The sequence below is a fragment of the Salipiger thiooxidans genome (genome assembly GCF_900102075.1).
Lineage (GTDB): Bacteria > Pseudomonadota > Alphaproteobacteria > Rhodobacterales > Rhodobacteraceae > Salipiger > Salipiger thiooxidans.
Map to the genome: position 1 here is coordinate 22256 of NZ_FNAV01000027.1, position 22911 is coordinate 45166.

Genomic DNA, 22911 nt, shown 5'->3' on the forward strand with positions numbered 1-22911 from the left:
CGCGTCGGCGAGGCCAAGTTCGTCACGGTCCCCGTGCCGCTCATTCTGCCGCTTCCCGGACTGCCCCGAATTCCTCGGGGAACAGCCGCAGCGCCGACATCACCGGGTAGGGGGTGAACCCACCCAGCGCGCAGAGCGAGCCGTCCTTCATGGTCTCGCAGAGGTCGGTCAGCAGCGGCACGGCCTCGGCGTCGCCCGCGGCGATCCGGTCGAGCGTCTCGACGCCGCGCACCGCGCCTATGCGGCAGGGCGTGCACTTGCCGCAGCTCTCGACGGCGCAGAACTCCATTGCGAAGCGCGCCATGCCGAGCATGTCGGCGGTGTCGTCGAAGACCACGAGACCGGCGTGGCCGATCAGCGCGCCCTCGCCGTCGAACTCCTCGTAGCCGAAGGGCGTGTCGAACTGGTCGGTGCCCAGGTAGGCGCCCAGCGGGCCGCCGACCTGCACGGCCTTCACCGCGCGGCCCGAGGCGGTGCCGCCGCCAAGATCCTCGACGATCTGGCCAAGCTTCATGCCGAAGGCGGTCTCGAAGAGGCCGCCGTGCCGGACGTTGCCGGCGATCTGCAGCGGGATCGTGCCCTTCGACCGGCCGAGGCCGAAGTTCGCGTAGAACTCGGCGCCCTTCTCGAAGATCACCGGCACGGTGGCGAGCGAGATCACGTTATTCACCACTGTGGGCTTGCCGAAGGCGCCTTCGAGCGCCGGCAGCGGCGGTTTGGCACGCACCACGCCGCGCTTGCCCTCGAGCGAGTTCAGCAGGGAAGTCTCTTCACCGCAGACATAGGCGCCGGCACCGACGCGGACCTCGAGCTCGAAGGCCTTGCCCGAGCCCAGCACGTCGGGGCCCAGCACGCCGGCGGCGCGGGCGATGTCGATGGCGCGGCGCATCACCGCCACCGCGTCGGGATATTCCGAGCGGGTGTAGACGAAGCCCTTGGTGGCGCCGCAGCCGATGCCTCCGATGGTCATGCCCTCGATCAGGCAGAACGGGTCGCCCTCCATGATCATGCGGTCGGCGAAGGTGCCGCTGTCGCCCTCGTCGGCGTTGCAGACGATGTACTTGCGGTCGGCATGCGCCATGCGCACCGTGTCCCACTTGATGCCGGTGGGGAAGCCTGCGCCGCCACGGCCACGCAAGCCCGAGAGCTTCACCTCGTCGGTGATCTGCTCGCCGGTCATGCCAAGCGCGCGGCGCAGGCCGACGAGGCCACCGAGGGCCTCGTACTGTTCCAGCGAGAACGGGTCGGTGATGCCGCAGCGCGCGAAGGTGAGGCGGGTCTGCCGCTTCATCCAGTCGAGCTCGTCGGTCAGGCCGAGCGCCTTCTCGTGGCCGTCCTCGAACAGCGCGGAGACATCTTCGGGGGTCATCGGGCCAAAGGCCATGCGGCCCGCGGGCGTCTCGACCTCGACCAGCGGCTCCAGCCAGATCATTCCGCGCGAGCCGTTGCGCGCGATCTCGATCTCGACGCCGCGCCTCAAGGCCTCGGCGCGGATCGCCGCGACCACCTCTTCGGCGCCAAGTGCCTTGGCGGCGCTGTCCATGGGAACCCAGATCTTCATGCTGCGCCCTCCAGAGCCTTCTCGAGCCGCGCCGCGTCGGCGCGAGCGATCAGCCGGTCATCCACCATCGCGGCGGGGGCGCAGGCGCAGAGCCCGAGGCAGTAAACCGCCTCGACCGTTACCAATCCGTCAGAAGTGGTGCCGCCCCACCCGATGCCGAGCTTCTCGAGCACCGCGTCGGACAGCGCGTTCGCGCCCATCGACTGGCAGGCCTCGGCGCGGCAGATCTTGACCACGTGCCGACCGGCGGGGGCTTTGCGGAAATCATGGTAGAAGGACATCACCCCGTGCACCTCGGCCTTGGTGAGGTTCAGGGTCTCGGCGATCATCCCGAGCGCCGCTTCCGGCACGTGATCATAGGCCTCCTGCAGCGCGTGCAGGATCGGCAGCAGAGGCCCCTCGAGGTGCATCTGTCCGTCGATGAGGGCCTGGATCTCGTCGGCCGTCGGCTTTGAGTGGCGCATAAGGGCTTCTCCTCCTACGGTGGTCCCCTGTTCTGCCAGATCCTTCATTACCGATTCAATATCGTTATTCCGTTAAACGATAGTCAAATCCTATCAACGGGCCGGTCGGGAGAGCCCCTCGGTTTCGCGCAGAAGTGCCTGCAGCACGGGGGTATAGGGCTCCTGGTGCGGGGCGATGAGGCCCACGGTGGGGGCAGTGCCGCGCTCGCGCAGGGGGACCACCGCCAGCGGCTTGCCTTCGCAGAGGAAGCGGGCGAGATCGTCGGGCAGGATCGTCACCCAGTCGCCGTGCAGCACGTTGGCCACCAGCACCACGGTGGAGTTCGATTCGATCAGCGCCGCAGGGCCGACGCCGGCCTCCATGAAGTGCCGGTTGATGATACGCCGGTTCTGCATGTCCGGGGTCAGCAGGCAAAGCCGCGCCTCCCCCAGCGCGTCCCAGCTCAGCGGCCCGCCCTTGGCGAGCGCGTGGTCGGGGCGGCAGACCAGCGTGTAGGCCTCGCGGTAGAGCGGCCGGGTGGTGACCCGCCCCAGGGGCTCGTTGTCGAGGTAGGAGATGCCGACGTCGATCTCGAGATCGTCGAGCATCGACAGGATTTCTGCCGAGGCCCGCGACAGGACGGTGAAGCTCACGTTGGGGTGGCGGTCGGTGAAACCGGTGACCAGCCGCGACGCCCAGGTGAGCGCGGTCGGGATCACCGCAAGCCGCAGGTGCCCGGCAAGCCCCTCGCGAGAGGCGCGCATCTCTTCGCGCAGGCGGCGGGTATCGCCGACGATCTGCCGGGCCCGGATCAGGGCGCGCTGGCCCTCGGGGGTCAGCCCGCCGAAGCGCGAGCCGCGGATCACCAGCTTCACGCCGAGCTGCTCCTCGAGCTGGCGGATGCCGGTGGACAGCGTCGGCTGGGTGATGCCGAGGCTCTCGGCGGCGCGACCGAAGTGCTTCTCCCGGGCGAGGGCGATGAGCATTTCAAGCTTGGGGATCATGTCTGTCTATCGAAACTGGGCATGACGATCCGTAGCAGACATTACTCTGATCGGGCAATCTGTCGCAGTCAGGGTGCCTATAACCCTATGGACTTCGAAAATCAGCACAATGAATGCATGTTTTCAGAGCCGAAATATTGAATAATGTTTCGGAGCACATAGTAAAAATAGGGCAAAGATTAACGACAAGCCTCACCCGCCGCTTCCTGCGCGGAGCTGGGCGGACAAGACGAAGGAACAGGGATGGTTTCAGCCAGCGGACTTCTGCCCGTTATGGTTCTATTGCCTTTTATCGGCGCGCTCGTGCCGGGGCTGATGATCCGTGCGGGGCGCAATGCCTGCGCAACGTTCACTGCCATTCCGACCCTGCTTGCGCTGATCCTGCTTGGCGTGATGGCCCCCGACGTGATGAACGGCGGGACCGTCACCGCGCGGATCGACTGGTTGCCGGGGCTCGGGCTCAACGCCAACTTCATGCTCGACGGGCTCGGCCTGCTGTTCGCGGGCATGATCCTCGGCGTGGGGCTGCTGATCATCCTCTACGCGCGGTTCTACCTCTCGGGCGATGACCCGATGGGGCAGTTCTACACCTACCTGCTGCTGTTCCAGGGCGCGATGCTGGGAATCTCGGTCTCGGACAACATCCTGCTGCTTCTGGTGTTCTGGGAGCTGACCTCGCTCTCGTCCTTCCTGCTCATCGGCTACTGGAAGCACCTGCCCGAGGGCCGCCAAGGCGCCCGCATGGCGCTGACAGTGACCGGAGCGGGGGGACTCGCGATGATCGCGGGGATGCTGATCCTCGGCAATATCGCGGGGAGCTACGACCTGTCGGTGATCCTCCAGCACGGCGACGAGATCCGTGCCTCGGAATACTACCTGCCGGCGCTGATCCTGATCCTGCTGGGCGCCTTCACCAAGTCGGCGCAGTTCCCCTTCCACTTCTGGCTGCCGCACGCCATGGCCGCACCGACCCCGGTCTCGGCCTACCTGCACTCGGCGACCATGGTGAAGGCGGGGGTCTTCCTGATGGCCCGCATGTGGCCGGTGCTCGCGGGCACCGAGGCGTGGTTCTACATCGTCTCGACCGTGGGGCTGATCACCATGGTGCTCGGCGCGCTGATCGCGCTCTTCAAGGACGATCTGAAGGCGCTGCTGGCGTTCTCGACCGTCAGCCACCTCGGCCTGCTGACGATGTTGCTGGGCTTCGGCACACCGATGGCTGCGACGGTGGCGGTGTTCCACATCATCAACCACCTGACCTTCAAGGCCACGCTCTTCATGTGCGCGGGCATCGTCGATCACGAGACCCACACCCGCGACATCAAGCGCCTCGGCGGGCTCGCGAGCCTGATGCCGATCACCGCGCTCATCGCGGTGGTGGCGGCGCTCTCGATGGCGGGGATCCCGCCGCTCAACGGCTTCATGTCCAAGGAAATGATGCTCGAGGAAGTGGCACACACCCACTGGTGGGGCGGCACCTGGCCGATCATCATCGTGGCCACCGTCGGCGCAATGCTTTCAGTCGCCTACTGCTTCCGCTTCATCGGCCATACCTTCTTCGGCCCGGTGCGCGACGACTATCCGCACCACCCGCATGATCCGCCCGCGGGCATGCTGGCTGCGCCCGCCTTCCTTGCGGTGATGGTGGTGGCCATCGGCCTCTTCCCGTCGCTGATCGCGGGGCCCATCGTCGACGTGGCCAGCGCCGCGGTCACCGGGGACACTGCCGAGCACGTGCACCTGAAGCTCTGGCACGGGGTCACACCGGCGCTCATCATGTCCATCGTCGCGACCCTCGGCGGTGCCTTCCTGCTGTGGCTGCACCGACCGCTCGACCGCGTCTGGCTGAGCACGCCGCGGCCCGAGGCCAAGGCGATCTTCGAGCGGCTCGTGGCCGTGGTCGAGCGCGCCTCGCTGCGCTTTACCGAGATCACTCACAACGGCGCCATCTCGCGCTACCTTGCGATCTTCACCGTGGCGACCATCGTTCTGGGCTTCGCGGCCTACAGCGGAGGCGGCATGGCGCCGCCGACGCGCGGGCTGCTGCCGGTGCCGCCGCTCGTGGCCGTGGGCTTCGTGCTGCTGATGGTGGCCACCGCGGCCATCGTCACCATGCACCGAAACCGCTTCCGCGCGCTGATGCTGACCAGTGTGATCGGGCTCATGGTCTCGGCCGGCTTCGTCTACCTCTCGGCGCCGGACCTCGCGCTGACGCAGATCACCGTGGACACGGTGACCGTGCTGCTGATGCTGGTGGCACTGCACTTCCTGCCCAAGGACACCCCGAGCGAGAGCCCGACGATCCTCAAGGTCCGCGACGGCGCCATCGCGGTCGCGGCGGGTGCGGCGGTGGCACTGCTGGCCTACAGCTTCCTGCTGCGCGACGTCTCGACGATCTCGGACTACCACCTCGCCAACTCCTACAAGGGCGGCGGCGGCACCAATGTGGTGAACGTGATCCTCGTGGACTTCCGGGGCTACGACACCTACGGCGAGATCATCGTGCTCGGCATCGCGGGGCTGACGCTCTACGCGCTGATGGAGGCGCTGCTGAACGGGCCCGCCTCGCGCACCCTGCGCAACTGGACCTTCCCGCCCGACCGCTCGCAGGACCGGCACCCGGTGATGATGGTGGTCGCGACGCGCGTGATGATGCCCATCGCGGTGCTGGTCGGGGTCTACATCTTCCTGCGCGGCCACAACCTTCCGGGCGGCGGCTTCGTGGCGGGGCTGGTGATGTCGATCGCACTGCTGATGCAGTACATGGCCTCGGGCTTCGGCTGGACGCAGGAGCGCAAGCGGTTCGAATACCACTCGATGATCGGCTGGGGCGTGGTCGTGGCGGGGCTCACCGGGGCGGGTGCATGGCTCGCCGGGGCGCCGTTCCTCACCAGCGCCTTCGGCTACTTCACCATTCCGCCGTTCGAGGAATTCGAACTCGCAACCGCGATGCTCTTCGACCTCGGGGTCTTCCTGACGGTGCTCGGAGCGGTGATGCTGATGCTCTACTCGCTGTCCCGGCTGGCGCGCTACGCCGGCGAGACGGTGAACCTGGAGCCCATGGACTACGACCCGTCGCGCCGCTTCGAGGCGGCCGCCGAGGTCAATGACAAGAAGGACGGGCACTGACATGGAACTGGTCGTGGCAACCTCGATCGGCGGGCTGACCGCCGCCGGGATATACCTGATCCTGCGCCTGCGTGCCTTCCCGGTGATCCTGGGGGTGACGCTGCTCTCCTACGCGACGAACGTCTTCGTCTTCGCCTCCGGGCGGCTGGCCGTGGGCCTGCCGCCGGTGCTGACCGATGACGCGACCGCCTACACCGACCCGCTGCCACAGGCGCTGGTGCTGACCGCCATCGTGATCTCGTTCGGGATGACGGCCGTTCTGGTGCTGATCGCGCTGGGCGCCTTCCTCGAGAACGGCAACGACCGCGTCAACGTCGAGGACGAGCGGGCCGGGGAGGGCGACGCGTGAACCACTGGATCATCGCTCCCGTCGTGCTGCCGGCCCTGCTGGCGCCGCTCATCGCCTATGTGATGCGCTACGACATCACGCTGCAGCGGGTGGCCTCGATCACCGGCGCGGTGCTGCTCTGCGCCATCGCCTTCGGGCTCTTCATGCTCTCCGCCGACGGCAGCGTGCATGTCTACCGGCTTGGCCACTGGCCCGCGCCCTTCGGCATCGTGCTGGTGCTCGACCGGCTGTCGGCGCTGCTTATCCTGCTGACCTCGGTGCTGGGACTGATCGTGGTGATCCACTCCGCGGCGAGCGGCTGGGACCAGCGCGGGCGGCATTTCCACGCTCTGATGCAGTTCCAGCTCATGGGCATCTGCGGTGCCTTCCTCACCGGCGACGCCTTCAACCTCTTCGTGCTGTTCGAGATCCTGCTCATCGCTTCCTATGCGCTGACGATCCACGGCGGCGGCAAGGCGCGGCTCAAGGCCGGCCTGCAATACGTGATCATGAACCTCGCGGGTTCGAGCCTGTTCCTGATCGCGCTCGGCACGATCTACGCCACCACCGGCACGCTCAACATCGCCGACCTGTCGCTGAAAGTGCGAGAGATCCCGGTCGAGGAGGCAGGCCTGGTCCGGGTCGCCGCGATGCTCCTGATGATCGTCTTCGGGGTAAAGGCGGCGCTCTTCCCTGTGCAGTTCTGGCTGCCGGGCACCTACGCCATGGCGCCCGCGCCGGTGGCCGCGCTCTTCGCCATCATGACCAAGGTCGGCGCCTACGCGATCCTGCGCATGCACACCATCGTCTTCGGTCCCGACGCGGCGCCCATCGGGTCGCTGTCGCAGGACTGGCTGATGCCGGCGGCTCTGATCACCATCGCCGTGGGGGCCATCGGCGTCATGGGCGCGCGCAGGCTGATGCCGCTCATCGCCTTCTCGGTGCTCGGCTCCACCGCGACGCTGATGCTGGCGATCTCGGGCTTCTCGCCGCATACCACGGCGACGGCGCTCTACTACCTCGTGCACTCGACCTTCGCCGCGGCGGCCATGTTCCTCATCGCCGACCTGCTGCTGTCCCGTCGCGAGGGCGGAGACCTGCTGAAGGCCGTGCCCGCGACGGTGCAGAACGGTTTCATCGCGGCGCTGTTCTTCGCGGGCGCCATCGCCATCGCCGGGATGCCGCCGCTGAGCGGGTTCCTCGGCAAGCTGCTTGTGCTCGACGCGCTGCGCTTTGCCGACTACGCTTGGCTGGTCTGGGCGGTGGTGCTGGCGGGCTCGCTGCTGACCATCGTCGGCTTCGTCCGCGCGGGCAGCGTGCTGTTCTGGAAGTCCACCTCGGCCGAGTTGATGCCGCCCGAGGAGGAGACGCCCGAGGAGGAGACGCCCCCGGCCAACCGCATCGGCCCGGCGCTGGCCGCGCCGTCGGTGGCCTCGCTCGCCTGCCTTGCGCTGCTGACGGTCTTCGCAGGCCCGGTGATGCGCCACATGGAATCCACCGCGGCCCAGCTCTACGATCCGGGCGACTACGTGGCGGCCGTGCTGGAAGACCAGCACGACACCAAGAAACTCAAGGAGGAGGAGCACTAGCCCCATGCTGTCGAGACTCTTCCCTCACCCCGTCCTGTCGCTGACCCTCACCATCGTCTGGCTGGCGCTGGTCAACAAGGTCACCCTCGGGAACCTGTTCCTGGGCGCCGTGTTCGGCGTCACCATCCCGGTGCTGACGGCGCCCTACTGGCCGAACCGGCCCACGCTGCGGGCGCCGCTGATGGCGCTGGAATACGTCTTCATCGTGCTCTGGGACATCATCGTGGCCAACGTGGTGGTGGCGGCCATCGTGCTCTTCAAGCGCAACGACGCCATCCATTCGCGCTGGGTCGTGGTGCCGCTCGACCTGACCTCGGCCGAGGCGATCACCGTGCTCGCGGGGACCGTCACCATGACGCCGGGCACCGTTTCGACAACGCTTGCCGCCGATGGCAGCGCGTTGCTCGTGCATGCGCTGCACACCGACGATCCGGACGAGGTCCGGGACCATATCAAATCGCGCTACGAACGGCGGCTGAAGGAGATCTTCGGATGATCACTTACGCAATCGTCTTCGCCTTCGCCTGCTTCGGCTTCGGCCTGCTCGGGACGCTCTGGCGGATGCTGGCGGGGCCTACGGTGGCGGACCGCATCCTCGCGCTCGACACCATGGTCATCAACTTCATCGCGCTCATCATCCTCTACGGGATCTGGCAGGGCACGGCGATCTACTTCGAGGCCTCCATGCTGATCGCGATGGTGGGCTTCGTCTCGACCGTCGCCTTCTGCCGCTTCATCCTGCGCGGCGACATCATCGAATGAGGGGGACGCAATGGACCACGACCTGACCCTGCTGCCGGAGATCCTCGTGTCGGTCTTCCTCGTCATCGGAGGGCTGTTCGGCCTGGTGGGATCCATCGGCTTCCTGCGGCTGCGGGACACGATGCAGCGCCTGCACGCGCCCACCAAGGCAACGACGCTCGGGGTCGGCGGGGTGCTGATCGGCTCGATGCTCTACTTCGTGATGGTCGAGGGGCGCGTGTCGTTCCACGAACTGCTGATCACGCTGTTCCTGTTCCTGACCGCGCCGATCACCGCGAACTTCATCGCCAAGACCCATATGCAGGCCAAGCTGCAGGAAAAGGACCTGCCGCCCTCGGGTGGCAAGTACGGCTGGGCGGTCTACGACGCGCCGCCGGGCGAAGAGAACGACCCGGGGCGCTGAGCCTCAGGCCTCGCTCTCTTCCAGCAGCTCGCGGGGGATGACGAAGCCCATCGCCTCGCCGGTGCCGGGACGCAGCTCGGACCAGTCGGCGATGTCGAACTCGGCCACCAGCGTGGCGCCGGTCGGGTAATCCTCGAAGCGGGGGTGATGATAGGGACGCGTCAGCAGCTCATGGGCAAAGCCCGAGATGCCGGGGTTGTGGCCCACCATGACCACGCACGCGCCCTCGGCCTCGCTGAGGCTCTTGGTCATGGCGACGGGCCCGGCGTGGTAGAGCCGGTCTTCGTAGGTGACCGGCACGTCGAAGCCCAGAAGGTCGAGCGTCTCGCGGGTGCGGGTGGCGGTTGAACAAAGCCCGTGGTCCGGAACGTGGCCCTGCGCGCGCAGCCAGTCGCCGAGCGCCTTCGCGCTCTTGCGGCCGCGCTTGTTCAGGGGGCGTTGGTGATCGGCCCCGCCCGTCGTCCAGTCAGACTTGGCATGGCGCATCAGGATCAGGCGTTTCACGCTGGCTCTCCCTTTTTGCCCGCCCGGTCGGTTTCGGGCGCGGTCCCTGTCGGCCAGTCTTCCATGAAGGCGGCCATGTGAAAAGCGCTCTGTTCGTCCTGCCGCGGCAGCGTGGCCGAGATCGGGCAGGCGCGGCGGGCGAGGCACCCCCGCTCGCGGCAGTCGCGCCCCGCCTCGGTGCGCAGGTAGGACTGGCAGCGGGCGATGTCGTAGGGGGCACCTGTGCTGAGCGCACCCACGGGGCAGGCACTGGCGCAGGGATGGCCCGCGCAGGCAGGGCAGGGCGGCGCTGAGGGCTGAGGCAGCTCGAGGCGGCCGGGCAGGGCCACGGCGCCGCGATAGCTGATCCAGAGCCCGGCCCTTGCGTGCACGTACAATCCGATGGGCGAGGGGAAGGCCTGCCCGCTGCGCGCCGCCCACGACAGGAACGGCGGCCATGGCGGGCCGTCGGCCGGAATGACCGCCATGCTGCCCCAGCGCGCTGCCAGTGCCCCGATCACCCGCCGCGACCAGCGGTCGAGCGGGTGGGGCGCGTCATCGCTATATTCGGGAGACCTGCGGAACTCCGGCCAGAAGCCCGGCTCGTCGGGTCCGAGGAGGATCAGCGTCCCCGCGCCCTCGGGAACGGCGTCCCCGGGGGCCGGGTGAAAGGCGCCACGGATCGCAAGGCCCGTGGCGCGCGCGTCGCGGTCGAGCGCCGCGAGGCTCACGTCCGGGCGCGCACCGGCTCCAGGTCCGGCGAGCGGATCAGCGAGCCCGCGCCATGCTCGGTGAAGAGCTCCAGCAGGCAGGCATTGGGCACCCGGCCGTCAAGGATCACCACGGCGCGCACGCCTTCCTCGATCGCCTTCAGCGCGGTCTCGGTCTTGGGGATCATGCCGCCCGCGATGGTGCCGTCCGCGATCATCGCGCGCACGTCTTCCGGTGTCATGGCCGTGACCACCTGGCCCTCGGCGTTCTTGACGCCGGTGACATCGGTGAGCAGCAGCAGCCGGTCGGCCTTGAGCGCGCCGGCAATAGCGCCGGCGGCGGTGTCGCCGTTGACGTTGTAGGTCTCGGTAACCTCGGTGCCGGTGGCGACGGGGGCCACGACGGGGATGATCCCGGCGGCGAAGAGATCGCGCAGCACCTGCACGTTCATCTCGATCGGGCGGCCCACGAAGCCCAGTTCCGGATCGTCGGGCTCGCACACGATGAGATCGTCATCCTTGCCCGAGAGACCCACGGCGCGGCCGCCCTCGTCCATGATCGCCTGCACGATGCGCTTGTTGACGAGGCCGGTCAGCACCATCTCGACGACCTCGACGGTGGCCTTGTCGGTGACGCGCTTGCCGCGGACGAAGCTGCTTTCGATGTTCAGCCGCTTGAGCATGTCGTTGATCATCGGGCCGCCGCCATGCACGACGACCGGGTTCACGCCGACCTGCCGCATGAGCACGATGTCGCGGGCGAATTCCGCCATCGCGTCGTCGTCACCCATGGCGTTGCCCCCGAATTTCACCACCACCACAGCGCCGGTGTAGCGCTGCATGTAGGGGAGGGCTTCGTTGAGGGTGCGGGCGGTTGCGATCCAGTCTCGGTTCATCTTCTGCTGCTTCATGTCTGGGTGGCATCCCTTCGATGCGGTCGGGTTCGTTCCCTGTGTCCGGGATGCCCGCGCAGGACGCAAGAATTTTCGTGGATCCGGTGCCCCGGTCGGGGCACCGCGCGGCAGCCGGCGGGGTGCCGCTCAGTCGAGCCCGGCGATTATGGCGCGCAGCGTGGCGATGCCATCGCCCTTCTCGGAACTCGTCAGCACCAGCTCGGGATAGGCAGCGGGGTGCTTCGAGAGCTTCTCGCGGACCTGGTCCAGCACCTTCTCGCGTTCCTTGTCGCGGATCTTGTCGGACTTGGTGAGCACCGCCTGGAAGGTCACCGCGGAGCGGTCGAGCAGGGTCATGATCTCCTCGTCCACCGCCTTCACGCCATGGCGCGAATCGATCAGCACGAAGGCCCGTCGGAGCGAGGCGCGACCCGAGAGATACTGCTTGAGCAGCCGCTGCCACTTCTCGACCACCGCCACCGGGGCGTTGGCAAAGCCGTAGCCCGGAAGGTCGACGAGATAACGCTCTTCGCCCAGCGTGAAGAAGTTGATCTCCTGCGTCCGGCCCGGCGTGTTCGACGCGCGGGCCAGCGCCTTGCGCCCGGTGAGCGCGTTGATCAGGCTCGACTTGCCGACGTTCGAGCGTCCGGCAAAGCAGACCTCGGTGCGGTCGTCCGGCGGCAGGCCGTCCATGGCCACCACGCCCTTGAGGAAGTCGACCTCGCCGGCGAAGAGCTTGCGCGCGGATTCGCGGGCGGCGTCATCGGGTTCTTCGGCGAGCGGGAAGGGAAGCTGTGTCATGCGGGCGAGACCTCATTGCCGACGGCGATCATGCCAGTTTGGACGACGCGGGCATAGACGCCGAAATCCCGGTGATGGAAGGCGCCGTAAAGCGCGCGCACCGGCTCGGCGTCGCGTTCGCCGGTCACCGGGTTGGCCTCGGTGGCGCGGCAGCGTTCGATGCGCCCGGTGACCTCGAGCAGGGCGGAGCCGATGCGCAGGGTCGTCCCGCACCAGTCGAATTCCTGCCACGGCGCGAGATCGTCGAGCACGAGATTGCCGCGGAACCGCTCGATTTCGAGCGGCTTTCCGATCCGCTCCGAGAGGTCACGCAGGCTCGCGAGGCTGAGGATCGAGACCTCGGCCGCGCCATTGTCGCCCATGCCCTGCGGCGGCGCCTTGACCAGCGCCCGCGGGGCGGGAGCGGTCTCGGGCCAGAGCGGGCGGACCCACTCGGCGAACGCGGCGCCCTCGGTCTCGGGCGCGAAGCTGAGGGCAGGGCGGTCCGGGTGCGACAGGGCGATGCGCCCCGTCTCTTCGGTCTTCGCCGTCACCTGCGCCAGTTTCGGGCCGTTGGCGACGACGAGGAAGTTGCGGCGCGGCTGCCAGCCCGGCTCATCCGGGGCACCCTCGTGCTGAAACGCCCATGCCCGGTCTCCGGGCATGGGCGCATCGGCATTCAGGGTGACCGCGTCAAGGGGTTCGCGACCGATCCCCTTGACCGGATGCCGCCAGATCTGGGCCAGGCGCGCGGTCATTTCGCCGGCTTGTCGTCCTTGGGCGTCTTCTTGAACCCGGACTTGATGTTGCCGAACACGTCGGGCGTGTAGCCCTGGCTCCGCATGATCAGGTACTGTTGGGTGAAGGTGATCGTGTTGTTGGTGATCCAGTACACGACCAGGCCGCTGGCGAAGCCGCCGAGCATGAACATGAACACCCAGGGCATCCACGCGAAGATCATCTTCTGCGTCGGATCGGCGGGGGCCGGGTTCAGCTTCTGCTGCAGGAACATCGAGATGCCCAGCAGGATCGGCAGGATGCCCACGAAGATCAGCGCCAGCGTGCTGCCCGGCTCGGGTGCCGCCCAGGGCAGCAGGCCGAACAGGTTGTAGAGCGAGGTCGGATCGGGCGTGGAGAGATCCTGGAAGGGACCGAACCAGGGCGCCTGCCGCAGCTCGAAGGCCACGAAGATCACCTTGTAGAGCGAGAAGAAGATCGGGATCTGCAGAAGGATGGGCAGGCAGCCCGAGGCCGGGTTGACCTTTTCCTTCTTGTAGAGCTGCATCATCTCCTGCTGGAGCTTCTGGCGGTCGTCGCCGGCACGCTCCTTGAGCTTCTCCATCTCCGGCTGCAGTTCCTTCATCTTTGCCATCGAGACGTAGGACTTGAACGCCAGCGGGAAGAGGATCGCCTTGAGGGTGATGGTCAGCGCGATGATCGACCAGCCCATGTTGCCGATCAGACCGTGCAGGTGGTGCAGCAGCCAGAAGATCGGCTTGGTCAGGAAGAAGAACCAGCCCCAGTCGATGCTGTCGATGAAGCGGTCGACGCCGGCATCCTCGTAGCCGCGGATGGTCTCGTATTCCTTCGCGCCGGCATAGAGCTGGGTGGTGACCTGCTGGGTCTCGCCGGGGGCGAGGGTCACGGTCGGCAGCACCGCCTCGGTCTGGTAGATGTCGCGGCCCTCGTCGTATTTCGCCACCTGCTTGAAGGCGGTGCCCTGCGACGGGATCAGCGTGGTCATCCAGTAGTGGTCGGTGAAGCCGATCCATCCGTTCTCGGCAACCTGGGTGACGTCGGCGCGCGCGCCCTCGCTGGCGACCATGTCCATGTCGGGCATGTCGGAGTAGTCGATCTCGTTGAGCTTGCCGTCGGCCATGGCGACGACGCCCTCGTGGAGCACGAAGAACTTCTTGCGGCCGACGGGCTCACCGTGGCGCGCGACGATGCCGTAGGGCGCGGCCGAGACGCTGGCCTCGCCGGTGTTCTCGACTGACTGGGTGACGGTGAACATGAAGTTCTTGTCGACCGCGACTGTGCGGCGGAAGGTCAGGCCGGCGGGGCTGTCCCAGCGCAAGGTGACGGGGCTGTCGACGGTCAGGCTTGAGCCGGACTCGACCTGCCATTCGGTGTTCGCACCCGGCACGTCGGCGGGCTCGAGCCCGTTGCCCGGAGCCCAGCCGTAGAGCGCGTAATAGGCGTGGCCGGTACCGACCGGCTCGAGGATCTGCACCTTGGGCGAGTCCTCGTCGATGGTGACGGTGTAGTCTTTGAGGATCAGCTCGTCGATGCGGCCGCCGGTGAGCGAGATCGAGCCGCCGAGACGGGCGGTGTCGATGGGCAGGCGCGGCGCGTCGGCGGTCTCGGCCTGGGGCGCGGTGGCGGTGCCCTCGGTCCCCTCGGTCGGGGTCGCGGTGGACGGAGTCGTCGCCGCATCGCCTTCAACCGGAGCGGTCGCGACCGGCTCCTGCTGATCCACGGCCGGCTCTTCCGGCGGCGGGAACAGCAGGAACCAGATAAGGATCACCACGAAGCTCAGACCGGTTGCGATGAGCAGGTTCTTGTTCTGATCGTCCATGCGAGACCGACGCCCTGTCCTTGAAAAGTCACCGCCGGGTTCAACAGGCAGGGCCCCCAAAGGTCAAGCCGATTCCGGGGGACTCGCGGCTTTTGTGACCAATGGCAGCAGGCAGGACAGCGGTTCCGGTCGTGGTCGGGGCAGGTGCCGGGGCTGCCGCCGGGGCAGGGGGACTCAGCCGGCGCTGCGCCCGATCTGCTGGGCGGCATGCACCCGCTCGGCGTGCGCGCGGGCCCAGGTGGCGAGCTGGTCGGGCGGCATCGGCCGGGCGATGCCGAAGCCCTGCACGTGGTCGCAGCCGAGCTGGGCGAGCAGCGCGTGCTCGGAGACGCTCTCGACCCCTTCGGCCACGGTCTCGAGCCCGAGCCGGTCGGCAAGGCCCAGCACCGCCGCCAACATGCGCCGCTGCTCCTCGTCCCGGTCGACGCGGGTCACGAAGCTGCGGTCGATCTTGAGCCGGTGCACGGTGAAGCGGCGCAGCGCAGTGATCGAGGCATGGCCGGTCCCGAAGTCGTCGAGATCGACCTGGCAGCCAAGCCGCGACAAACCCGTGATGTTTTTCGCAACCACCCCCTCGGGCGACTCCGCGATCACGGTCTCGAGCACCTCGACCCCGAGCCGCGATGCGGGAAGGTTGAAGCGGTCGAGCTCCCACTTGATGCGTTCGACCAGTTGCGGGCTGCGCAGCTCGACATCGGAGAAATTGACGCTGACCCGGGGAATCTCGATCCCCGTGGCGTCCCAGCCGCGCAGGGCGGTGAGGCTGTGCTGTAGCATGACCTCGCTCAGCCGGTCGAGCTGGCCAGATTCCTCGAGCGCGTTGAGGAATTCCATCGGCGGCACGATCCCGCGCTCGGGATGGAGCCAGCGGGCCAGCGCCTCGACCCCGCTGATACGCCCGGTGGAGGTGCAGAGCTGCGGCTGGAACCACGGTTGGATCTGTCCCTTGGCAAGCGCGCGCTCGACCTCTGCCAGCAGAGATTTTCGCGCCCGCCGCTCGGCCCGCATGCTGTCGGACCAGGCACGAATCGCGGAAGGGCTGTTCGAGAGCGCCTCGGCCAGCGCAGTCTGCGCAGCCTCGACGAATTGCGCGCCATCGGGCGTGCCGGGCAGCCGGCTGGAGCCGCAGAAGCCAATGGCCACAGACAGATAATGCGTGCCCACGTCGCTTTCGACCGGCTCTTCGAGGGCGCGCTGCATGCGGTCGGCGAGAGTGAGCAGCGCTTCGAGATCAAGACGCAGCGACGGGCTGAGCAGCACGAGATAGCGGGAATCCCCGATCCGGGCGGCGCAGTCGCCCCGCCGCATCAGCGCCCGCAGGCGCCGCAGGAGCATGTTGCGCAGGTCCTGCACGGTGTCGTCGCCGACCCGCCTGCGGATGCTGTCGAGCCCCTCGGCCTCGAGCATGAAGCAAGCGGTGGCGAGGTTCGAGCTGCCGGCGCGGGCGAGCATCTGGTCGGCGAGATCGCTGGCGGCGGCACCATCCACCAGATCGGGCAACGGTCGGTCGGGATCGAGCGGGCCGGTGGTGCCGTCGGAGGAGAGCGCGTAGAGCGCGGGAAGCCCGAGCGCGATGGCGATGAGGGCCATTTCCCCCCCGATCCAGAAGCCTGCGAGCGTGAGCGCCGGCAGGAACGCGAGCATGTGGGCCCCGTGCAGCCATTTCGAGAGACGCCCGCGGCGTCGAATCAGGCCTGCCAGCATCCGCGCTTTCATGGCCCCAGCCCTTTCATCCGTCAGAAGACGGGAACAGGACTAGAACAAGGAAGTAACCCGAGACTTAACGAAGGTCGGGAATATCCGGGCGTTCACGCTCCGGATCGCGCATCAGCCCCGCAAAATCAAAGAGTTTGGGGTCGAGCATATGCGAGGGGCGAATGTTGGTCAGCGCCTTGAACATCACCTGCCGGCGGCCGGGGCTGTTCTTTTCCCACTGGTCGAGGATCGCCTTCACCTGCATCCGCTGCAGCCCGTCCTGCGAGCCGCAGAGGTCGCAGGGAATGATCGGGTAGTTCATGGCGCGGGCGAACTTCTCGCAATCGGCCTCGGCCACGTGCGCGAGCGGGCGATAGACGAAGAGATCGCCCTCTTCATTGACAAGCTTCGGCGGCATCGTCGCCAGCCGTCCGCCGTGGAAGAGGTTCATGAAGAAGGTCTCGAGGATGTCGTCGCGATGGTGGCCGAGCACCACGGCGGAACAGCCCTCCTCACGGGCGATGCGGTAGAGGTTGCCGCGCCGCAGACGCGAGCAGAGCGCGCAATAGGTGCGCCCCTGCGGGACCTTGTCGACGACGACGGAATAGGTGTCCTGGTACTCGATACGGTGCGGGACGCCCATCTTTTCGAGGAATTCCGGCAGGACCGTCGAGGGAAAGCCCGGCTGGCCCTGGTCGAGGTTGCAGGCCAGGAGCTCGACCGGCAGCAGCCCGCGCCATTTCAGCTCGTGCAGCACTGCGAGCAGCGTGTAGCTGTCCTTGCCGCCCGAGAGACAGACAAGCCAGCGCGCGCCGGGCTCGATCATCCGGTACTGGTCCACTGCCTCGCGCACGTTCTGCACGATGCGCTTGCGCAGCTTCTTGAACTCGGTGCTCTTGGGCGCGCCGTGGAAGAGCGGGTGGATGTCGTCGGCGTTGTCGAACATGAGCTGCCAGTGTTGCTGTGCCGCGCGGTCAGGCAGGCGGCGTGAAGGGGGCGTTGGTCAGGTCTTGGAGCGGGGCTCGGGCACATTGTCGATGCCATGCCCACCCCAGGGATGACAGCGCAGGATGCGCCGGGCGGCAAGCCAGCATCCCCTGAGGGCGCCGTGCTTTTCAAGCGCCTCGAGCGCATAGGCCGAGCAGGTGGGCTGATAGCGGCAGCCATGCCCGACCCAGGGCGAGAACACGAGGCGATAGAAGCGCACGGGCAGGGCGGCGACATGTGCGAGGGGGCTCATGTCGCGGCACCGTGGATCTTGCGCAACGCGTATTCGAGATCCTTGCGCAGAAGCTCGAAGGGCCGCTCTGCGGTGGCGTCGCGGCGGCCGATCAGCACGTAATCCCATCCCGGCTGCCCGAGTCCGGGCAGGGTAAGCCGCGCGATCTCGCGCAGGCGGCGCTTGGCGCGGTTGCGGGCCACGGCATTGCCGACCTTCTTCGAGCAGGTGAACCCCACGCGAATGGTCGTATTGCCGTCGTCGCGCAGACGCGCCTGCAACAGGAAAGACCCGACGGGTTGACGTCGGGCGCGGGCCGCAGACAGGAAGTCGGGACGCTTGCGCAGCGTCTCGAGCCTCGGTGCCGAATCGTCTTGGACAGGCATCAGGGCCTGCTGATCGGCATGAGGAAAAGCCGCCACGGTTTGGTCCGGGGCGGCTTTTCTATCCATGGATGCGTCTCGCTCCGCCATGGGCAGAGCGACCGGCTCAGGCGCTGAGGCGCTTGCGGCCGCGTGCACGGCGCGCGTTGAGAACCGCGCGGCCGCCTTTGGTGGCCATGCGGGCGCGGAAGCCATGACGGCGCTTGCGAACCAGGTTCGACGGCTGGAAGGTGCGTTTCATCGCGCTCTACTCCGTTTTTCGGTCAGCCCAGGACGGATTCGCCGGGCCGGTGTCATTCGAAGCCCGTGCTATAGGGAGGCGACGATCCCGTGTCAAACCTCTATCGCGCAAAAGCTGCAACATTTCACCCGCCCTCACGGGGGCCAATTGTTACAGCCACGGTCCTCCGGGGCCGATCCCGGGGGGCCAGCGTCACCGTGGATCAAGGCGGCGTGATGGGGCTGTTGTGAAGGCACGACCTGCCGCATCTTGTAACGATGACAGAGATACCCACCGACTCCGCCCGGGCCAAGCCCCGGACATCATCCCGCCGCAGCGAGGGATTCGGGCGGCACCTGCCGTTTGCCCTGATCCTCGTCGCCGCCGTGGCGGGCTTCTTCCTGCTGCGCGACTACATCAGCTTCGACACGCTGCGCGAGCACCGCGAGTCGCTGCTGGCGTTGAGGGATGCGCATTACGTGGTGGTCGCGGGGGCCTTCCTGCTGGCCTACGTGGCGATCGTGGCGCTGTCTCTGCCGGGGGCGGCGGTGGCCTCGGTCACCGGCGGGTTCCTCTTCGGGCTGGTCGCCGGCACCGCACTCAACGTCGCGGCGGCGACCGTGGGCGCGCTGCTGATCTTCCTTGCCGCACGCGCGGGGCTCGGCCAGACGCTGGCGGCACGGATGGAGGCTTCGGAGGGCACGCTCGGCAAGGTGAAGGCCGGGCTGCGCGAGAACGAGGTCAGCGTGCTGTTCCTGCTGCGGCTGATTCCCGTGGTGCCGTTCTTCGTGGCCAACCTGCTGCCCGCGCTGGTGGGGGTGAAGCTGCGCAACTTCGTCTGGACCACGGCGCTGGGAATCATCCCCGGTGCGATCGTCTTCACCTCCATCGGCGTCGGCGTTGGCGAGGTCTTCGACCGCGGCGAGAACCCGGACCTGAGCCTGCTCTGGGCGCCGCAGGTGATCGGCCCTCTGCTGGGCCTCGCGGCGCTGGCGGCGCTTCCCATCGTGATCCGCGCCCTGCGCGGGCGAAAGGACATCTGACCCATGCAGCGGCTGAAGACGGATCTCCTGGTGATCGGCGCGGGCTCGGGCGGGCTCTCGGTTGCCGCCGGTGCGGCGCAGATGGGCGCCGACGTGGTGCTGCTCGAGCGCGGCGAGATGGGCGGCGATTGCCTCAACTACGGCTGCGTCCCGTCGAAGGCGCTGATCGCCAGCGCCGGGCGAGCGCATGGCATGGCGGGCGCGGGGCCGTTCGGCGTCGCCTCCGTCGCGCCGCAGGTCGATTACGCCGCGGCGCAGGCGCATGTGGCGGAGACGATCTCGCGCATCGCTCCCATGGACAGCCAGGAGCGGTTCGAGGGCTTCGGCGTGCGTGTCATCCGTGAGCACGGGCGCTTCATCTCGAAGACCGAGGTGCAGGCTGGCGAGCATGTCGTCACCGCGCGGCGAATCGTGGTGGCGGCGGGCTCCTCGCCTTTCGTGCCGCCGATCCCCGGGCTTTCCGAGGTGCCCTTCCTCACCAACGAGACGCTGTGGCAGCTGCGTGAGCGCCCGGCGCACCTTCTGGTGATCGGCGGCGGGCCCATCGGGCTCGAGATGGCGCAGGCGCACCGGCGGCTCGGCTGCGAGGTCACGGTGATCGAGGCGGAGCGCGCGCTCGGCCGCGAGGATCCCGAGCTTGCCGCCATCGTGCTCGAGGACCTGCGGGCCGAGGGCGTCACCATCCTCGAAGAGACGCAGGCCGCGGCGGTGCGTGGCCGCGACGGTGCGCTCGAGGTCGAGACCGTGGGCGGCCGGGTGCTGCGCGGCACGCATCTGCTGGTGGCCGTGGGGCGGCGGGCGAATCTCGACGGGCTGGACCTTGAGAAAGCCGGGATCGACACCACCCGCAGCGGCATCGCCGTGGACGAGGGGCTGCGCACCAGCAACCGCCGCGTCTATGCCATAGGCGACATCGCGGGCGGCGCACAGTTCACCCATGTGGCGGGCTATCACGCAGGCCTCGTGGTGCGGAACGCGCTTTTCGGCCTGCCGGTGCGGGTGAAGCCGCAGATTTTGCCGCGCGCCACCTACACCGCCCCGGAGCTGGCACAGGTCGGCCTGACGGAGGCCGAGGCGCGGGCGAAATACGGCGACCGGCTCGAAGTGGTGCGATTTCCCTACCAGCACAACGACCGCGCCATCGCTCTGCGCCAGACCACCGGGCTGCTCAAGGTCATGGTGGTGAAGGGCCGTCCAGTGGGTGCCTCAATCGCCGGTGCGCAGGCGGGTGAACTCATCGGAACCTGGGCGCTGGCGCTGTCGGCGGGGCTCAGAATGAGCGATCTCGCAGGGATGGTTGTGCCTTATCCCACCATCGGGGAGCTTAACAAACGCGTCGCGGGAACCTATTTCTCTCCCCGTCTGTTTGAAAACGAAACAGTGAAAAGAATTGTAAGACTGGTGCAGCGCTGGCTGCCCTGACGGGACAAGACGACACTTCATGCTCAACTCGCTCTCCGGCCGTTTCCTCATTCTCACGACGGTGTTCGTGATGCTGGCCGAGGTGCTGATCTTCGTGCCCTCCGTCGCGCGCTATCGCGAGGACTACCTGGTGGACCGGCTGGAGCGGGCGCAGATCGCGTCGCTGGCGCTGCTGGCGGACGACATGATCGACCCGGATCTCGAGCGCGAGCTTCTCGCCAATGCCGGCGTCTACAACGTTGCCCTGCAGCGCAACGCCACGCGCGAGCTGATGCTTTCCTCGCCGGTGCCGGGCCCGGTCTCCAAGACCTACGACCTGCGCGAGGCGGGTCCCGTGGTGCTGATGCGCGACGCGATCCTGCGACTCGTCGATCCGGCGCCGCGGCTGATCCGGGTGCTTGGCTACCCCTCGCGCGAGGCAGGCCAGCTCATCGAGGTCACCATGGACAGCGCGCCGTTGCGCCATGCCATGCTCGAATACGGGTTGCGGATCCTCGCACTCTCGGCGGTGATCTCGGTGATCACCGCGCTGCTGCTCTTCCTCGCGGTCCGGCGCCTGCTGGTGAAGCCGATCAAGCGCGTGGTCGGCCACATGCAGCGCTATGCCGAGGCGCCCGAGGATGCCCGCAGGATCATCCGTCCCTCCGCCGGCGTGCGCGAGCTTCGCGAGGCCGAAGAGGCCCTGCAGTCCCTGCAGACGCAGCTTTCCGCCTCGCTTCGGCAGAAGGAGCGGCTGGCGCAGCTCGGGGGCGCCGTGGCCCGGGTGAGCCACGACCTGCGCAACATCCTGACCTCGGCGCAGCTCTTCACCGACCGCATCGAGATGTCCGAGGACCCTTCGGTCAAGCGCATGGCGCCCAAGCTCGTGGGCTCCATCGCCCGCGCCGTGTCGCTCTGCGAGAACACGCTGGCCTTCGGCAAGGCCGAGGAGCCGGCGCCGGTGCTCACCCAGTTCAACCTCGCCGAGCTCGTCAACGAGGTGCTCGAGGCCGAGCGGCTGGCCATCGGTGAGCATGAGGTGAGCCTCTCCGAGGACATCCCCGGAACCATGCAGATTCGCGGCGACCCCGAGCAGATCTACCGCGTGGTCAGCAATCTCGTGCGCAACGCCCGGCAGGCGATCACCGGCACCGGGCAGGAGGGCGAAATCAGCGTCGCCGCCCGCGAGGAGGATGACGCCTGGATCATCGAGGTCACCGACACCGGCCCCGGACTGCCCAAGAAAGCCCGCGAGCACCTGTTCCAGCCGTTCCAGGGCGGGGCCCGGAAAGGCGGGGCGGGGCTCGGCCTCGCCATCGTGGCGGAGCTGGTGCGCAACCACGGAGGAACCCTGCGTCTGGCACGCTCCGGCGCGGACGGAACCTGCTTCGAAATCCGCCTTCCGATGGGTGACGTCGGGTGATGTTCGAGAGAATTTGAAAAACTTCAAAAACACCTCTTGCGCATCTCTGCGGCTAAGTCTAAACCCCGCCTCCACGGACCGATAGCTCAGCTGGATAGAGTACTTGACTACGAATCAAGGGGTCGGGGGTTCGAATCCTCCTCGGTCCGCCACTTCCACTCTGTGGGGTGTCAGGCAAAACTGACTTTCATGTCAGATGCCTGACCCCGCAGGCGGAACTTCCAGAATGCGGAGTGGCGTTGCCCAGTTGAGTTCGCGATCGTAAAGTCAGGACATTCCTGCCTTTGTCTGATCCCGGAAGTCTCGTTTGGCCAAGAGCCTCCCCGCCATCCCCGGAAACGCCTTTCCTCAGTTGCCGCTGACTGTGCCGCATGCCGCGTTCGAGCCGGCATCGTCTTTGCTCTCCCGACTCGCGGCGAGGGGCGGCGCAAGCTCCATGCAAAGATTCTGCGGCGACATTGCCTTTCCGATCGATCCCCTGTTCCGCGGGGAGAAGATCGCGATAGAGCAATTGGCGCAGCTGGCCGGGTGCGACGCAGCTGCGTTGGAGCGGGTGTCTGTCCGCCATCTTGGCAAAGGGCATTTCCGTCTGCGAGACGAATTTGCCTCCCTCCAGAGCTTTCAACGCTTGCGCGTCCGTGTCTGTCCCGAGTGTGTAAGGGCAGAGGCGCCGTCTGCAGCTGAATCGTGGTGTGTTCCGCGCCGCCTGCAGCGGAAACTCTCGTCGATCAGAAGCTGCCCCGAGCACGGCTGCATGCTGGTGAACCTCCCGCCAGAGAAATTTAGCAAAGATGCCAGGGACTTTTCGGCGCAGCTTCGGAAGCACTACGGGTGGATCTTGGATCAGCCGATGATCCCCGCAG

Annotated in this window: 24 protein-coding genes and 1 tRNA gene; 11 read left to right on the top strand and 14 right to left on the bottom strand. The window is 67.4% G+C overall.

Annotated features, from left to right (window positions below):
• Positions 1-40: 40 nt before the first annotated feature.
• The 3 genes from BLQ77_RS25390 to BLQ77_RS25400 form a co-directional block, all read right to left on the bottom strand.
• Entirely contained in the window at positions 41-1561 is a 1521-nt protein-coding gene (locus tag BLQ77_RS25390; protein ID WP_089963881.1) for a formate dehydrogenase beta subunit, read from the bottom strand.
• The gene (locus tag BLQ77_RS25395; protein WP_008884820.1) at positions 1558-2025 is read right to left on the bottom strand and encodes a formate dehydrogenase subunit gamma; all 468 of its coding nucleotides are present in this window, start codon (positions 2023-2025) and stop codon (positions 1558-1560) included. The genes BLQ77_RS25390 and BLQ77_RS25395 overlap by 4 nt, the downstream gene beginning before the upstream one ends.
• A 93-nt stretch (positions 2026-2118) precedes the next feature.
• On the bottom strand, positions 2119-3009 hold the full coding sequence (locus tag BLQ77_RS25400) for a LysR family transcriptional regulator (RefSeq protein WP_008884205.1): 891 nt from the start codon (positions 3007-3009) through the stop codon (positions 2119-2121).
• A 243-nt stretch (positions 3010-3252) separates the two neighbouring features.
• Between BLQ77_RS25400 and BLQ77_RS25405 the strand changes: the two genes are divergently transcribed.
• From BLQ77_RS25405 to BLQ77_RS25430, 6 genes are read left to right on the top strand one after another with little or no spacing between them, the layout of a single operon-like run.
• Entirely contained in the window at positions 3253-6138 is a 2886-nt protein-coding gene (locus BLQ77_RS25405) for a monovalent cation/H+ antiporter subunit A (protein WP_089963883.1), read from the top strand.
• A gap of 1 nt (position 6139) precedes the next feature.
• Positions 6140-6487 carry a Na+/H+ antiporter subunit C gene (locus tag BLQ77_RS25410; RefSeq protein ID WP_008885815.1) on the top strand — a complete coding sequence of 116 codons (348 nt, stop codon included), beginning with the start codon at positions 6140-6142 and terminating at the stop codon, positions 6485-6487.
• Positions 6484-8055: a monovalent cation/H+ antiporter subunit D gene (locus tag BLQ77_RS25415; protein WP_089963885.1), complete on the top strand. Its 1572-nt coding sequence runs from the start codon at positions 6484-6486 to the stop codon at positions 8053-8055. Before BLQ77_RS25410 ends, BLQ77_RS25415 begins: the two co-directional genes overlap by 4 nt.
• 4 nt (positions 8056-8059) lie before the next feature.
• The gene (locus tag BLQ77_RS25420) at positions 8060-8551 is read left to right on the top strand and encodes a Na+/H+ antiporter subunit E (RefSeq protein ID WP_008884442.1); all 492 of its coding nucleotides are present in this window, start codon (positions 8060-8062) and stop codon (positions 8549-8551) included.
• Positions 8548-8817 (top strand): K+/H+ antiporter subunit F, encoded by a 270-nt coding sequence (locus BLQ77_RS25425; protein WP_008885183.1) that lies wholly within the window; start codon positions 8548-8550, stop codon positions 8815-8817. The genes BLQ77_RS25420 and BLQ77_RS25425 overlap by 4 nt, the downstream gene beginning before the upstream one ends.
• Positions 8818-8827: 10 nt before the next feature.
• Entirely contained in the window at positions 8828-9220 is a 393-nt protein-coding gene (locus BLQ77_RS25430; protein WP_089963888.1) for a Na+/H+ antiporter subunit G, read from the top strand.
• A gap of 3 nt (positions 9221-9223) precedes the next feature.
• Here BLQ77_RS25430 and BLQ77_RS25435 read toward each other — a convergent pair whose 3' ends face one another.
• From BLQ77_RS25435 to rpmH, 11 genes are all read right to left on the bottom strand, one after another.
• Complete coding sequence (locus tag BLQ77_RS25435; protein WP_207545900.1) at positions 9224-9724, bottom strand: SixA phosphatase family protein; 501 nt, start codon at positions 9722-9724, stop codon at positions 9224-9226.
• Positions 9721-10434: a ferredoxin gene (locus tag BLQ77_RS25440; RefSeq protein WP_089963890.1), complete on the bottom strand. Its 714-nt coding sequence runs from the start codon at positions 10432-10434 to the stop codon at positions 9721-9723. The genes BLQ77_RS25435 and BLQ77_RS25440 overlap by 4 nt, the downstream gene beginning before the upstream one ends.
• On the bottom strand, positions 10431-11324 hold the full coding sequence (gene argB, locus BLQ77_RS25445; RefSeq protein ID WP_089963893.1) for an acetylglutamate kinase: 894 nt from the start codon (positions 11322-11324) through the stop codon (positions 10431-10433). Before argB ends, BLQ77_RS25440 begins: the two co-directional genes overlap by 4 nt.
• A gap of 129 nt (positions 11325-11453) precedes the next feature.
• Complete coding sequence (yihA, locus tag BLQ77_RS25450; protein ID WP_089963895.1) at positions 11454-12107, bottom strand: ribosome biogenesis GTP-binding protein YihA/YsxC; 654 nt, start codon at positions 12105-12107, stop codon at positions 11454-11456.
• Positions 12104-12844 (bottom strand): MOSC domain-containing protein, encoded by a 741-nt coding sequence (locus BLQ77_RS25455; RefSeq protein WP_089963898.1) that lies wholly within the window; start codon positions 12842-12844, stop codon positions 12104-12106. The genes yihA and BLQ77_RS25455 overlap by 4 nt, the downstream gene beginning before the upstream one ends.
• Positions 12841-14664 carry a membrane protein insertase YidC gene (gene yidC, locus BLQ77_RS25460; protein WP_008884990.1) on the bottom strand — a complete coding sequence of 608 codons (1824 nt, stop codon included), beginning with the start codon at positions 14662-14664 and terminating at the stop codon, positions 12841-12843. Before yidC ends, BLQ77_RS25455 begins: the two co-directional genes overlap by 4 nt.
• Before the next feature lie 174 nt (positions 14665-14838).
• Positions 14839-16368: a GGDEF domain-containing phosphodiesterase gene (locus tag BLQ77_RS25465; RefSeq protein ID WP_242661867.1), complete on the bottom strand. Its 1530-nt coding sequence runs from the start codon at positions 16366-16368 to the stop codon at positions 14839-14841.
• Between the two features lie 76 nt (positions 16369-16444).
• Positions 16445-17305, bottom strand: a complete 861-nt coding sequence (gene ttcA, locus BLQ77_RS25470) for a tRNA 2-thiocytidine(32) synthetase TtcA (protein WP_089963905.1) — start codon at positions 17303-17305, stop codon at positions 16445-16447.
• Between the two features lie 57 nt (positions 17306-17362).
• Complete coding sequence (yidD, locus tag BLQ77_RS25475; RefSeq protein ID WP_008885350.1) at positions 17363-17599, bottom strand: membrane protein insertion efficiency factor YidD; 237 nt, start codon at positions 17597-17599, stop codon at positions 17363-17365.
• Complete coding sequence (gene rnpA / locus BLQ77_RS25480; protein WP_242661868.1) at positions 17596-17964, bottom strand: ribonuclease P protein component; 369 nt, start codon at positions 17962-17964, stop codon at positions 17596-17598. The genes yidD and rnpA overlap by 4 nt, the downstream gene beginning before the upstream one ends.
• A 103-nt stretch (positions 17965-18067) precedes the next feature.
• A complete protein-coding gene (rpmH, locus tag BLQ77_RS25485) occupies positions 18068-18202 on the bottom strand; it encodes a 50S ribosomal protein L34 (RefSeq protein ID WP_008884025.1) in 135 nt (44 codons plus the stop codon).
• Between the two features lie 257 nt (positions 18203-18459).
• Between rpmH and BLQ77_RS25490 the strand changes: the two genes are divergently transcribed.
• The 5 genes from BLQ77_RS25490 to BLQ77_RS25510 all read left to right on the top strand — a co-directional run.
• Entirely contained in the window at positions 18460-19224 is a 765-nt protein-coding gene (locus tag BLQ77_RS25490; protein WP_242661869.1) for a TVP38/TMEM64 family protein, read from the top strand.
• Positions 19225-19227: 3 nt separating this feature from the next.
• The gene (locus BLQ77_RS25495) at positions 19228-20646 is read left to right on the top strand and encodes a dihydrolipoyl dehydrogenase family protein (protein WP_089963911.1); all 1419 of its coding nucleotides are present in this window, start codon (positions 19228-19230) and stop codon (positions 20644-20646) included.
• A gap of 19 nt (positions 20647-20665) precedes the next feature.
• A complete protein-coding gene (locus tag BLQ77_RS25500; RefSeq protein ID WP_089963913.1) occupies positions 20666-22048 on the top strand; it encodes a sensor histidine kinase in 1383 nt (460 codons plus the stop codon).
• Between the two features lie 75 nt (positions 22049-22123).
• Positions 22124-22200, top strand: a tRNA-Arg gene (locus tag BLQ77_RS25505).
• A 155-nt stretch (positions 22201-22355) separates the two neighbouring features.
• Positions 22356-22911: TniQ family protein (locus BLQ77_RS25510; protein ID WP_242661870.1), on the top strand; the 556-nt coding region annotated here is incomplete at its 3' end.